Annotated in this window: 13 protein-coding genes; 11 read left to right on the top strand and 2 right to left on the bottom strand. The window is 44.1% G+C overall.

What is annotated here, in order from left to right; all coding sequences use genetic code 11:
• The first annotated feature begins 137 nt into the window (after nt 1-137).
• The 8 genes from DJ568_RS04915 to DJ568_RS04875 all read left to right on the top strand — a co-directional run bounded on the left by DJ568_RS04915 (nt 138) and on the right by DJ568_RS04875 (nt 8458).
• Complete coding sequence (locus tag DJ568_RS04915) at nt 138-1241, top strand: glycoside hydrolase family 2 TIM barrel-domain containing protein (RefSeq protein ID WP_233496627.1); 1104 nt, start codon at nt 138-140, stop codon at nt 1239-1241.
• Between the two features lie 16 nt (nt 1242-1257).
• Complete coding sequence (locus DJ568_RS04910) at nt 1258-2427, top strand: aldose epimerase family protein (RefSeq protein ID WP_114004125.1); 1170 nt, start codon at nt 1258-1260, stop codon at nt 2425-2427.
• Nucleotides 2428-2969: 542 nt separating this feature from the next.
• The gene (moaA, locus tag DJ568_RS04900) at nt 2970-3959 is read left to right on the top strand and encodes a GTP 3',8-cyclase MoaA (RefSeq protein WP_114004123.1); all 990 of its coding nucleotides are present in this window, start codon (nt 2970-2972) and stop codon (nt 3957-3959) included.
• 10 nt (nt 3960-3969) lie between these two features.
• On the top strand, nt 3970-5181 hold the full coding sequence (locus tag DJ568_RS04895; protein WP_114004122.1) for a molybdopterin molybdotransferase MoeA: 1212 nt from the start codon (nt 3970-3972) through the stop codon (nt 5179-5181).
• A gap of 140 nt (nt 5182-5321) precedes the next feature.
• On the top strand, nt 5322-5792 hold the full coding sequence (gene moaC / locus DJ568_RS04890) for a cyclic pyranopterin monophosphate synthase MoaC (RefSeq protein WP_114004121.1): 471 nt from the start codon (nt 5322-5324) through the stop codon (nt 5790-5792).
• Nucleotides 5773-6936 carry an NTP transferase domain-containing protein gene (locus tag DJ568_RS04885; RefSeq protein WP_199560867.1) on the top strand — a complete coding sequence of 388 codons (1164 nt, stop codon included), beginning with the start codon at nt 5773-5775 and terminating at the stop codon, nt 6934-6936. The genes moaC and DJ568_RS04885 overlap by 20 nt, the downstream gene beginning before the upstream one ends.
• Nucleotides 6937-6939: 3 nt before the next feature.
• Complete coding sequence (locus DJ568_RS04880; RefSeq protein ID WP_114004120.1) at nt 6940-7998, top strand: HesA/MoeB/ThiF family protein; 1059 nt, start codon at nt 6940-6942, stop codon at nt 7996-7998.
• 40 nt (nt 7999-8038) lie between these two features.
• On the top strand, nt 8039-8458 hold the full coding sequence (locus DJ568_RS04875; RefSeq protein ID WP_114004119.1) for a molybdenum cofactor biosynthesis protein MoaE: 420 nt from the start codon (nt 8039-8041) through the stop codon (nt 8456-8458).
• A 45-nt stretch (nt 8459-8503) separates the two neighbouring features.
• Here DJ568_RS04875 and aroQ read toward each other — a convergent pair whose 3' ends face one another.
• On the bottom strand, nt 8504-8923 hold the full coding sequence (gene aroQ / locus DJ568_RS04870; RefSeq protein WP_114004302.1) for a type II 3-dehydroquinate dehydratase: 420 nt from the start codon (nt 8921-8923) through the stop codon (nt 8504-8506).
• A 41-nt stretch (nt 8924-8964) separates the two neighbouring features.
• Here aroQ and xerD point away from each other — a divergent pair, with 41 nt between their 5' ends.
• The gene (gene xerD / locus DJ568_RS04865) at nt 8965-9858 is read left to right on the top strand and encodes a site-specific tyrosine recombinase XerD (RefSeq protein WP_114004118.1); all 894 of its coding nucleotides are present in this window, start codon (nt 8965-8967) and stop codon (nt 9856-9858) included.
• Between the two features lie 109 nt (nt 9859-9967).
• Here xerD and prmC read toward each other — a convergent pair whose 3' ends face one another.
• Nucleotides 9968-10873, bottom strand: coding sequence for a peptide chain release factor N(5)-glutamine methyltransferase (gene prmC, locus DJ568_RS04860; protein WP_114004117.1), 906 nt, complete (start codon nt 10871-10873; stop codon nt 9968-9970).
• Nucleotides 10874-10906: 33 nt separating this feature from the next.
• On the opposite strand from prmC, the gene ribD reads away from it, so the two are divergent.
• Together ribD and DJ568_RS04850 are read left to right on the top strand one after the other, a co-directional pair.
• Complete coding sequence (ribD, locus tag DJ568_RS04855; RefSeq protein ID WP_114004116.1) at nt 10907-11959, top strand: bifunctional diaminohydroxyphosphoribosylaminopyrimidine deaminase/5-amino-6-(5-phosphoribosylamino)uracil reductase RibD; 1053 nt, start codon at nt 10907-10909, stop codon at nt 11957-11959.
• Between the two features lies 1 nt (nt 11960).
• Nucleotides 11961-12575, top strand: a complete 615-nt coding sequence (locus DJ568_RS04850) for an IMPACT family protein (protein WP_114004115.1) — start codon at nt 11961-11963, stop codon at nt 12573-12575.
• Nucleotides 12576-12657: the final 82 nt, after the last annotated feature.

Raw genomic sequence — 12657 nt, 5'->3', positions numbered from 1 at the left:
GATACGCTTAATGAGTACTGAATAACAGTTTTATATGTTAAAATTGTTGGATAAGAAATAATTGTATATTTAACGGTTTATATGCTTTTTCTGCCGATTAGAAGCATTATCGCCACTGTAATCTAAAAACCAATTATATGAAAATCTATAAAAAAATGCTGGCTGTGTTACTGCTTGCAGCTTCGGTAACCGGACTAAAAGCGCAGGATGCAGCAAAAGACACGGTTATAAAAGGACAGGTACCAACCATCATTCCGGGCAGATGGCCGGCAGAAAAAGCACACGCATGGTATAACCAATACAAATGGTTAAATGGTGCTGATTTTATACCCAGCACAGCTATTAACCAGTTAGAGATGTGGCAGGCAGATACCTTTGACGCCGCTACTATTGACAAAGAACTGGGCTGGGCAGAGAATATTGGCTTTAATACTGTTAGGGTATACTTGCACAGCCTTGCCTGGAAACAAGATCCTAAAGGATTTAAGCAACGTATGAATAGCTATCTGGCCATAGCGGATAAGCATAAAATAAAAACCTTATTTGTTTTTTTTGACGATTGCTGGAATCCTGACCCTAAAATTGGCAAGCAACCTGCGCCGGTAACAGGTAAGCATAACTCCGGATGGGCACAGGATCCGGGTTATATCGTAACTAAGGAAGAGGACTTCGCCTTTTTAAAAAATTACGTTACTGATGTATTAACGTCATTTAAAAGCGACAAGCGCATATTGCTGTGGGATTTATACAATGAGCCGGGAAATACAAAAAAGTTTGATGCTTCAATGCCGTTGCTGGTGAAAGTAATAACCTGGGCACGCGCGGTAAATCCTGAACAGCCATTGAGCATTGGTTTATGGCGTTGGGACCTTCAGAACCTTAATGCGGTACAGGCATTAAACTCGGATGTGATCACCTATCATGACTATGAAGACCCCGACAAGCACCTGCGCGTTTTGCAAATGCTTAAATCACATGGCAGGCCGATGATTTGCACCGAGTACATGGCACGTACTAACAACAGCACGTTTTTAAACAGCATGCCTATGCTTAAGCGCGAAAACGTTGGTGCGATAAACTGGGGCCTGGTTGATGGTAAAACAAATACCAAGTATGCATGGAACAAGCCGATACCTGACGGAAGCGAACCTGAGGTATGGTTTCATGAAGTGTTTCGCAAAGATGGCACGCCTTACAGGCAGGAAGAGGTTGACCTGATAAAGAAATTAAACGGAAAATAAATAACAAAGTCAAACCATGCGTCAATATTTAAAAACATTGGTAATGATATTGCCTTTTAGTGCAGTATATTTGACAGCCTGCAATCAGCAGGCATCAAAAACTACCGAAACCATGACCGATAGCACCACGCTGGCAGCATTGCCGGCAGATTCAGCCTTTAAAAAAACAATCGATGGCAAAGAAGTGAAGCTGTACGTTTTAAAAAACAAAAACGGCGTTCAGGCAGCTATAACTAACTACGGCGGGCGTATTGTTAGCTTGTTGCTACCCGATAAAAACGGCAGGATGACCGACGTTATCGTCGGTCCGGAAAGTGTGGAAGGATTTGAAAAATCTACAGAACCATACTATGGCGCAACTATCGGCCGCTATGGCAACCGCTTAGCCAAAGGCAAGTTCACCATCGAGGGAAAAGAATATACATCGTCGCTAAACAATGGCCCTAATACGCTGCATGGCGGTTCAAAAGGTTTCCATTATGTAATGTGGGATGGTAAGCAAATTGACCCGGCAACGCTGGAGCTTAGCTATCTCTCAAAAGATATGGAGGAGGGTTACCCTGGTAACTTAAACGTAAAAGTAACCTATCAGCTTACAGACGATAATGCTGTTAAAGTAAGCTATGAAGCAACTACCGATAAAACAACCGTTGTTAACCTAACCAACCATGCGTTTTACAATCTTAATGGTTCAGGGTCGGGCGATATTTTAAACCACACCCTTCAAATTGATGCCGATAACTACATACCTGTTGATAATACCCTGATACCTACCGGTGAGATAGCTAAAGTAACAGGTACCCCGTTCGACTTTACCAAACCAACCACTATCGGCAAGCGCATTGGTGTTGACAACGAGCAGTTAAAAGCGGGTAAGGGCTATGATCATAACTATGTATTAAATCAACACGATGATAAAAAGCCCATAGCTACGGTTACGGGCGATTTAAGCGGCATAACCATGCAGATATACACTGTTGAGCCGGGTTTGCAATTTTACAGCGGTAACTTTATGGAGGGTAAAAACATTATTAAATACGGCAAGCCGGACGTTTTCCGCACCTCATTTGCTTTAGAAACACAGCATTTTCCTGATTCGCCTAACCAACCTAAGTTTCCGTCAACATTGTTAAAACCTGGGCAGGTTTATAAAACACATACGGTTTATAAGTTTTCGGTGAAATAACCTTATTCGATGGGTGAAAAATACAAATTCCACAACAGCCTCTATATTATATGCTGTGTCTGGTTTAATCTGGGGCATAAATTGTTTTTTGTTTCCAGAACAAGAACACGTATCGGTAGTGCAATACCAAATTGCTGCATTTAATGTAGCAGTTGCGTGTATCGTAGCTTATCTTATTCCGGCATATAGCGGGATGAAATGGGTGCTATTAGTTTTTACAATTATAGGTTTGCCTCTTACGGTAATATCATTGCCGGTTATTTATAGTCTGAGCATAACTGCATTCACGCTAACATTGATCGCAAGTGTCTCGCAATCGGTAGCAACAGTGATTTTGTTTTTACCAAAAAAGCGCTCAAACTACAGTATATAGACACGTAGAATTTGGTAATACAACTTTAAAGAAGAATCCTGCTAAGCAATTAGCGGGATTTTTTCTTTCTTCCGGTCGTTCGGCTCCGGTGTAAATAATGTACTGCACACTTTTGTGACATTTAGCGGCTTTTAAAATTCATATTTTTGTTTTCACAAATAGAAAACCGTTGCTTACAGACAATCATGGCCGTACTATCAATTACCTGCGCCTCGCGGTTACAGACAGGTGCAACCTGCGCTGTTTTTATTGCATGCCCGAGCATGGCCTGGATTGGCTTGAGCGCAAGGAGTTGATGAGTTATGAAGAAATGCTGCGCACCTGTACTTTATTGGTAAGCATGGGCGTGCAAAAGATTCGCATAACCGGCGGCGAGCCGTTTGTTCGCCGTGATATGTTGCGGTTTTTGACAGCCCTATCAAGGCTGGATGGCTTAGATGAGTTAAGCATTACTACTAATGGCGTGTTAACTGCGCCCCTGGTGCCCAAATTAAAGCAAATAGGCATTAAGTCGGTAAACCTGAGCCTGGACACGCTTGATAGCAATCGTTTTTTCGCTATAACCCGTCGTAATGAATTTGCTAAGGTGATGCATACATTGGATGAACTGCTGGAGCATGATATAGACGTAAAGATAAACGCCGTGGTGATGGATGGGCAAAACACCCAGGATATTATACCGCTGGTTCAACTAACCAGGGAACTTCCGGTAAGTGTACGTTTTATTGAAGAAATGCCTTTTAACGGCGATGACCATACGTATAAGGGCCTGGAGTGGAATCACCTGCGTATTTTGCATGAAATAAGGGAAGCATTTCCTTTACTACGAAAAATACAGGACCCTGCGTATTCTACTTCTGCTAATTATCATGTGCTTGGGCACAAGGGCAATGTGGGTGTTATTGCCGCTTACTCCCGTACATTTTGCGGCACCTGTAACCGCCTTAGAATTACGCCGCAGGGCGAATTAAAGAATTGCCTGTATGACGATGGCGTGCTGAATATTAAGGATAAGTTGCGCGCCGGCCTTAATAATGAGCAGATAAAGCAACTATTACTGGATGCGGTTAATAAGCGTGCGCGGGACGGTTGGGAGGCCGAAAGGGCGCGAACGCTTACCCGGGGTATTCACGAATCAATGGCCGCTATCGGCGGTTAATCAATTACTTATGATAACAGTTGAAGAAGCTGAAAAAATAATACTGGCTAACGCCGGAGATTACGGCGCAGAAATAGTGATGTTTGACGAAGCCGCAGGCCGCGTATTGTTTGAAAACATCAAGGCCGACCGCGATTTCCCGCCTTATAACCGTGTAACAATGGATGGCATAGCCATCCGGTACGAGGCTATTGAAAGGGGCATAAGCACCTTTACAGTAAGAGCAACCCAAGCTGCAGGAGACATGCCTGTAAATATTGAACAGCCGGATGAATGTGTTGAGATAATGACAGGCGCGTCTTTGCCAATAACTGCAGATACGGTTATACGATATGAGGATCTTATAATAAAAAATGGCATAGCCACGCTGCAGGCAGTTAAGGTAAAGTACGGGCAAAATGTACATTTGCAGGGCAGCGACAGGAAACAAGGCGATATATTGGCTGTACCGGGGCAGATGATTACGCCTGCGTTGGTAAGTTTGATTGCCTCTGTTGGCGAAACGGAAGTTCGCGTAAAAAAAGTCCCCCGCATTGCTATCGTTTCTACGGGCGACGAGTTGGTTCCGGTTAATGCGGTGCCGGCGCCGTTCCAGGTACGGCAATCCAATAGCTATACCATACAGGCTATTTTGCGGCAGCACGGTGTAACGTGCGGTATGCTGCATTTACCGGATGATCCGGATAAAATGAAAGACAAACTGCAGGATGCGCTTTATCATTACGACGGTATTATATTAAGCGGCGGCGTATCCGCAGGTAAATTCGACTACCTGCCAAAAGTGCTTGAGGAATTGCAGGTAGAAAAACTTTTTCATAAAGTATCACAGCGGCCCGGAAAACCTTTTTGGTTTGGCCGTAGCGAACAGGGGATTCCGGTATTTGCATTTCCCGGTAACCCGGTGGCGGTATTTTTATGCACACACCGTTATTTTTTACCCTGGCTACGGGCTACCTTGGGTATGCCCGGGGGTGAGGCCTTGTATGCTGTACTGGATAATGATCTTACTTTTAATCCGGCGTTAAACTATTTTTTACAAGTTAAATTAGAGGTGAATACCCGGGCACAACTGGTGGCAATCCCGGTTGCGGGCAATGGCTCCGGCGATTTTGCTAACTTGGCAGATGTTAACGCCTTTATGGAGTTGCCGGCAGATAAGAATGAGTTTAAAAAGGGGGAGGTTTATAAAATACATTTGATATCACCGATATATAGTACTTGATTCCAAGGAATATCCTTTAAAGGTTTTGACAATCATAAAACACATAGATTATTACATAACTTATTTAATTTGAGTCAGATCATGCTTCTAATCAATAAAAATTTTCAGTAAAATCTTTTAACAGCATAACCTAAAATAATATGTTAAGCCATATAGATGATAAAGGAAACCCAACCATGGTTGATGTGGGCGAAAAGCAAGTTTCGCGCCGCACCGCCGTGGCGCGCAGTATTGTAAGCCTGCCTGACGAAGTGATGCGGCTGTTGACAGGCGCCGACCTGCAAACTAAAAAGGGGCCCGTATTTCAAACCGCCATTATAGCAGGCATTATGGCTGCGAAAAAAACCGGCGAACTAATACCGCTTTGCCATCCTTTAGGGCTTGATAATTGCACTATCGCTATAAAAATTAACGATCAGCAGGAGATGGTTATTGAATGCACCGCTACTATTACAGCCAAAACAGGCGTAGAAATGGAGGCCCTCGTCGGTGCATCCATAGCGGCGCTCACCGTATATGATATGTGCAAGGCGATGAGTCATGATATCGTTATAAAAGAAACTCGACTTGTTGAAAAAACCGGGGGTAAACGTGATTTCAAAAGAACATAAAAAACATGCGGCTATCGCACGGCCGGCAATGGGCAGTTTTGGCCGTAACGAATGGTCTATAGTTGGTTCGCATTGCACCGTTATTAAATTGCTGGCAGATGATATTATAAGATATCTTTCACCGGTTTACAGATGCGCGTACGCCGATACTTCACATAATGACGATATCACGTTGCTACCCGGGCGTTTGGCCGGCGGTGCAAGCCTTGAATACACTGATCAGGTTAATTACCGGCAATTTAATTATACCCGCGAACTCAGCCCCTTTGACTTAAGGCAGCAATTTGCCGAAGCAGATATCGTGTTAGTGAATGGCAACCATCAGTTGGCCAAGGCTCAAGTGGTAATAGTAGATGAAAATAAAAGAGCTTCGCTGCAAAAGCGGGTAAAACAACTCACTAATGTAGAACTGATTTTACTATCGGAGAGTACTACAGAAGTGTTTGATTTTTTGCTTGAAGGTATTCCCGGGATAGCAGCGGTGCCAGTTTGTCGTATGGATGATGCAGAGGCAATACAGAATTTTTTTAGGGAGAAATTACAACAAGCTAAGCCGAAACTTAATGGCCTGGTATTGGCCGGTGGTAAAAGTGTGCGCATGGGTTACGATAAAGGTACAGTACACTGGCACGGAAGGGAACAGCGTTACCACCTGGCTGAACTATTAAAACCTTTTTGTGATGAGGTTTTTATATCATGCCGATCAGTGCAAAAAGACGAAATAAAAAGCGAGTACGCTACGCTCGAAGATACCTTTGTCGACTTGGGGCCTACGGGCGCTATACTATCAGCTTTCAGGGAACAACCGGATAGTGCCTGGCTGGTAGTAGCCACCGACCTGCCTTTGTTAGATAAGGACACATTGGCATACCTTGTGCGGCACCGCAACGCGGCATCCATAGCTACAGCGTTTAACAGCGCTGTTGATGATTTTCCCGAACCGCTGATAACCATATGGGAGCCAAAAAGCTATCCTGTGTTATTGGCTTACCTGGCCCAGGGCTATTCGTGTCCGCGAAAGGTGCTTATAAATAGTGATGTTATTCTGTTAAATACTCCTGACCCCAATACATTAACCAATGTTAATACACCGGAGGAACTGGAGCGGGTTAAGCGTATTGTTCAACAAAAAGATAGTTACTGACCAATGAATGCCGATCTGTTGAGATATACCTGCCAGATGGCGCTCCCGGGTTTTGGTGAAGGCGCGCAGTTGCTGTTAAAGCATGCTAAAGTACTTATTGTAGGTGTGGGTGGATTAGGATGCCCGGTAGCGCAGTATTTAACAGCCGCGGGCGTAGGTACAATCGGGCTGGCTGATTTTGATAATGTTACGGTTGGTAATTTGCACAGGCAGATATTGTTTGGGCCTGCTGATATTGGAGAAAATAAAGCAAAAGTTGCCTGCGAGCATCTGCATAAGCAAAATCCTGCGGTGCTGCTTATGCCATATGCACGAATAACGGATGAAAACGCGCTGGACATTATTGAACAATACGACATTGTGGTGGATTGTACAGACAACTTTGGTACACGTTACCTGCTTAATGACGCATGTGTTTTGAGCGGAAAACCTTTGGTATATGGCGCCATATACCAATTTGAGGGACAGGTAGCAGTGTGGAATGTTGAAAACAGTGATGGCTCGCGCTCACCCAACTACCGCGACCTTTATCCGCGGGTTAACGCGGCACAGATACCCAATTGTACCGAGGGAGGCGTAATACCCACCCTGGCAGGCGTTATAGGTTGTTTGCAAGCGAATGAGGTGCTCAAGTATATTACCAACACTGGCGAGTTGCTTAAAGGTAAAGTGCTGTTGTTTGACGCCTTGGTTATGCAAAGCCGCGTTATAAAAACAGGCACGGTTACCACAACAGCAATAACAGCTTTGCAAGGCACATGTGCTACACCTGTTATGACAGCCGGCGCGTTAAAAGCGGCATTAATAAATAACGAAATTGATTTGATTGATGTGCGTACAGCTGAAGAGCGTAATGCATTTGACATTGGCGGCAAGCACATACCGCTCCATGAATTGGCGGAAAATCTGCATCAGATTAATCCGGACGCTAAAACTGTTTTCTACTGCGCTTCAGGCAAAAGGAGCGGGGATGCGGTAGAGCTGGTGAAACGTAAGATGCCTGATGCGGAATTGTATTCGCTGGAAGGTGGTATGAAGGAATGGCTTGATATGAACGCTTAGTATTAGTTGTTTTTGAAGTTGCGGTAAAATTATTCATGTAATGGTAGCGGATATTAAATTGCTCGAAGACACGCTTGATATAAGCTTTTGTATCAACTGGGTAATGTCGCCCGACTGCGGGGGGATAGATTTATTTATAGGCACTGTACGCAATGCCACCAAAGGTAAGCAGGTTGTGCGGCTGGAGTTTGAAGCTTACCATGCAATGGCTAAAAAGGAACTCGAAAAGATAGTACAACAGGCTTTTGCAAAATGGCCCGTGCAAAGGGTATTGGTGCATCACCGTACGGGTGTTTTACAGGTAGGTGAGGTGCCGGTAATAATAGCAGTTTCGGCAGCACATCGTGATGCTGCTTTCGAGGCATGCCGCTATATTATTGATACCCTTAAACAAACTGTACCCATCTGGAAGAAGGAAGTTTTTGAAGATGGCGAAGTATGGGTGGCGGCGCATCCATAACGCTCAGCGTGTTAGGGATACATATATCCTGGTCTGGCCGGGTAACTATTTATCAAGCAGACTTTCAATGCCCAACCTGTAACCATCCATGCCGAAGCCGACAATTATACCCTTGCAGTTTTTTGATAAATGCGAATGGTGCCTGAACTCCTCGCGTTTGTATACGTTTGATATATGCACTTCAATCACCGGGGTGTTAATGGCCGCAATGGCATCAGCAATAGCTACTGATGTATGGGTATAAGCGCCGGCGTTTAATAGAACACCATCGTAGCTGAATCCCACCTCGTGAAGTTTATTAATAATTTCGCCCTCAACATTACTTTGGTAGTAATTTATAGTGATGTTTGCATAGCGGGTACGTAACTGTTCAAGGTAGGCCTCAAAAGTAGTGTCGCCGTAAACAGATGGTTCGCGCACGCCAAGCAGGTTTAAATTAGGGCCGTTGATTATTTGTATATTCATTAGCTCAAACTTAGTTATAAAATAATAAAAGTAAAATTCCATTGAACTGGCAATCGGCAATAAAAGGTTTTCAGAGTTACTTAAAGCTTGAGCGTTCGCTGGCGCCCAACTCTATCGAAGCTTACAGCCGCGATATCGAAAAGCTGGCGCAGTTTGCCGGCGATACTGATTTGAAACCTGAAACAATTACACTCGCCGATCTGCGCCGGTTTATTAACTGGGTAAATGAACTGGGGATGATACCATCCTCACAGGCTCGTATTTTATCCGGCATTAAAGCTTTTTACAAATACCTGTTGATGGATGATGTGATTAAGGTTGATCCTTCAGAATTGCTGGAGTCGCCTAAAATTGCACGAAAGTTGCCCGATACATTGGGTTACGATGATATCAATCGCATTATTGCGGCCATCGATCTTTCTAAACCGGAAGGAACGCGTAATAAAGCTATTTTAGAGGTGTTGTATGGCTGCGGCCTGCGGGTGTCGGAGTTAACCGAATTAAAGCTTTCAAACTTATACCTAGATATTGAATTTATAAAAGTTACCGGAAAAGGCAGTAAAGAGCGGTTGGTGCCTATCGGTGGTGCAGCCGTTAAGGCATTACAGTTATGGATAAATGAAGTGCGGGTGCACGTTCCGGTAAAGAAAGGGGAGGAAGACCTGGTATTTCTAAACCGCCGCGGAAGCAGGCTAAGCCGGGTTTATATATTTATGATAATAAAAGAACTGGCGGCGTTAGCCGGTGTAAAAAAGACCATCAGCCCACACACTTTCAGGCACTCATTTGCTACGCACCTGGTAGAAGGTGGCGCAGACTTGCGTGCCGTGCAGGAAATGCTGGGGCACGAAAGCATTACTACTACCGAGATATATACGCATTTAGACAGGGAATATTTAAAAAGTACTATTATACAGTTTCATCCAAGGAACTAGTATCGGAATTTCTAACACCGGGGCGTTTCCAAAATTGACTTTTCTACACTTGAAAAATTAGGTGATGTTCATCGCAGACATTTTGCTAATCTAAATGGAGTAATCTGTTTTATACATTCGCCTTCACCATCCTGGGTCTGCCACTCATGTCGTTTCTTAACTCAATGTTTTTAAATAATTTATCATGTAACATATCTACTGTTTCTTTACCATAACTTTCGTTAATTTCAAAAAACAACAAGCCGTTTTCGTTAAGGCCCTTTATGGCAAAATCAGCTATAGCTTTGTAAAACAGCAGCGGATCGTTCTCGGGTACAAACAAGGCAGCGTGGGGTTCAAACTCTGTTACATTTATGTGCATCTGCCGCTTATCGGCTGGTGTAACGTATGGCGGGTTGCTTACTATTACGTGATATTTTGTGCCGGCAATTAAATCGGTTCCAGGTCCGGATTTAGTGTTCAATATGTCCGCCTGCACAAAGTCAACTTCTACACTATTTATTGCTGCATTTTGCTTGGCGGTTACCAGTGCTTCGGGTGATATATCAATTGCAACCACCGTTGCCTGGGGCAGATTTTTTTTTAAACTGATAGCGATACAGCCGCTGCCGGTACCTATGTCGAGGATTCGCGGAGCATGATTATAAGGGGTATTGTCAGCGTTGAACACGCCTTGTTGTGATTTTACTGAGCCTAACAGCCACTCCACAAGTTCCTCTGTCTCCGGTCGTGGTATTAATACTGACGGGTTTACTGCAAACTTTAAACCGTAAAACTCCGACTCACCTAAAATATACTGCAAGGGTTTGCCGGTTTCCAATTCAGTTAATATGGAATACAGTTGAGCTAACAACTCTACCGCTAATTTATTTTCGGGAAATGCCTTGATGGAGGCTTTAGATTGTTGTGTGAGGTTTGTTAATACAGAAAGCGCAATAGCTTCAATCTCTTTTACCTCATACAGCCCTGCCAGCCCTTCCCTGAAATTATCGAACACATCCTTTACAGTTTCCATGCAACAAAGTAACATAAAAGCTACTTTTGCACCATGCCAACGCATGAAAAATATATGCAACGCTGTTTGCAACTTGCTGAACTAGGGGCAGGCGCGGTTAGCCCGAACCCAATGGTAGGTGCTGTTATTGTACACGACGGAAAAATAATAGGCGAGGGTTACCATCAAAGATATGGCGAAGCACATGCGGAGGTAAATGCCATTAACCAGGTAATTTCCAATTACTTAAATTATGCCGAATTACTGGCACAGGCCACAATTTACGTATCGCTCGAACCATGTGCGCATTACGGAAAAACACCCCCATGTGCCGACCTCATCATTAAACATCACATACCGCGTGTGGTTATAGGCTGCCGCGACCCATTTACACAGGTAGATGGCAAGGGCATTGAAAAACTGCTTGAAGCGGGTATTGATGTAACTACCGGCATAATGGAAGCCGAGTGTCAGTGGTTAAACCGCCGTTTTTTTACTAAGGTTCAAAAACACCGCCCGTATATAATTTTAAAGTGGGCGCAAACGCGCGACGGCTATTTTGCGCCGGCTGATAAATGCCAGTACTGGATAACCGGCACCGAAGCGCGCAAACTCGTACACAAATGGCGCGCCGAGGAAGACGCGATATTGGTTGGTAAGAATACAGTTGCAATTGACAACCCGCAGCTGAACACCCGGTTTTGGAAGGGGCGTTCGCCAAAGCGGGTGGTAATAGATCGGCGGTTGGAATTAAGCCGGGAATTGCATGTGTTTGATCAATCGGTAGAAACGATTGTATTTAACGACCATAGAACAGACGTGGACGGTAAGATAAAATACATTGCCCTGGAAGATTTTGACCGTTTTGTACCGCAGTATATATTGTACCAGTTGTACCTGCAGGATGTGCAATCTGTTATTATTGAAGGCGGAGTTTATACACTGAATACATTTATTGAAGCCGGCTTGTGGGATGAAGCACGGATATTCACCGGCAGCGGCGATTTGCTTAGAGGTATGAAAGCGCCTGAGATATCTGGCCACCATGTATCCGGAGTAATGATAGGTGCTGACAGTGTACGGATAATTACAAATACTGCCGTTTAGTATGCTTTTTGAAGATACCTATTTGACTATCGAAGAACCGGGGGAAGGATTGTTTGCAGATCGCGGCAGCAAGTTCTTAAGTTTTGCGTATCCCGTAAAGTCAGACACTGAAGTTAAAGAACTGGTTGCAGCTTTAAAAAAAGCGCACCCTAAAGCAGTACATCACTGCTGGGCCATGCGGCTTACGCCTGATCGTTCGGTTTTTAGGGTTAACGATGATGGCGAGCCGTCGGGAACTGCCGGCCGGCCTATACTTAATACCCTGTTATCGCGTGATTTAACCAACCTGGTGGTAGTGGTTGTACGTTACTTTGGGGGCACCTTGTTAGGTGTGCCCGGCCTGATAAACGCATACAAATCGGCTACTGAAGATGCGCTGAATAAACTTGCTGTTGTTAAAAAAACAGTAAACGACGTGTATAGCCTTGAGTTTGAGTATACGCAAATGAACGATGTGATGCGAATAATTAAAGAAAACGATGTTACTGTGCTAAATCAGCAGTTTGATAACCAGTGCATGATGTCATTATCTGTACGTAAAACGCAGGTTAACATAGTTATCAGTCGGATTAACAGTATAGCAGGGGTAAAGGTTAAATATTTGTTTAGCGTGTAATTAAAAGTCTTACCCCTGCACTTTCAAAAGAAGATGATACTCGGGATTCCAAAGTCCGCTCTTTCATAAAGATCAGGTATTC

It is taken from the genome of Mucilaginibacter hurinus (assembly GCF_003324525.1).
GTDB lineage: Bacteria > Bacteroidota > Bacteroidia > Sphingobacteriales > Sphingobacteriaceae > Mucilaginibacter > Mucilaginibacter hurinus.
The sequence above is the reverse complement of the archived record's forward strand: the minus strand, read 5'-3'. Positions and strand labels throughout refer to the sequence as shown.

Bases quoted from the DNA above. Each gene is read 5' to 3' on its own strand.
- DJ568_RS04915 (WP_233496627.1), top strand. From the start codon at position 138: ATGAAAATCTATAAAAAAATGCTGGCTGTGTTACTGCTTGCAGCTTCG.
- DJ568_RS04910 (WP_114004125.1), top strand. From the start codon at position 1,258: ATGCGTCAATATTTAAAAACATTGGTAATGATATTGCCTTTTAGTGCA.
- DJ568_RS04895 (WP_114004122.1), top strand. From the start codon at position 3,970: ATGATAACAGTTGAAGAAGCTGAAAAAATAATACTGGCTAACGCCGGA.
- moaC (WP_114004121.1), top strand. From the start codon at position 5,322: ATGTTAAGCCATATAGATGATAAAGGAAACCCAACCATGGTTGATGTG.
- DJ568_RS04880 (WP_114004120.1), top strand. From the start codon at position 6,940: ATGAATGCCGATCTGTTGAGATATACCTGCCAGATGGCGCTCCCGGGT.
- DJ568_RS04875 (WP_114004119.1), top strand. From the start codon at position 8,039: ATGGTAGCGGATATTAAATTGCTCGAAGACACGCTTGATATAAGCTTT.
- aroQ (WP_114004302.1), bottom strand. From the start codon at position 8,923: ATGAATATACAAATAATCAACGGCCCTAATTTAAACCTGCTTGGCGTG.
- prmC (WP_114004117.1), bottom strand. From the start codon at position 10,873: ATGGAAACTGTAAAGGATGTGTTCGATAATTTCAGGGAAGGGCTGGCA.
- ribD (WP_114004116.1), top strand. From the start codon at position 10,907: ATGCCAACGCATGAAAAATATATGCAACGCTGTTTGCAACTTGCTGAA.
- DJ568_RS04850 (WP_114004115.1), top strand. From the start codon at position 11,961: ATGCTTTTTGAAGATACCTATTTGACTATCGAAGAACCGGGGGAAGGA.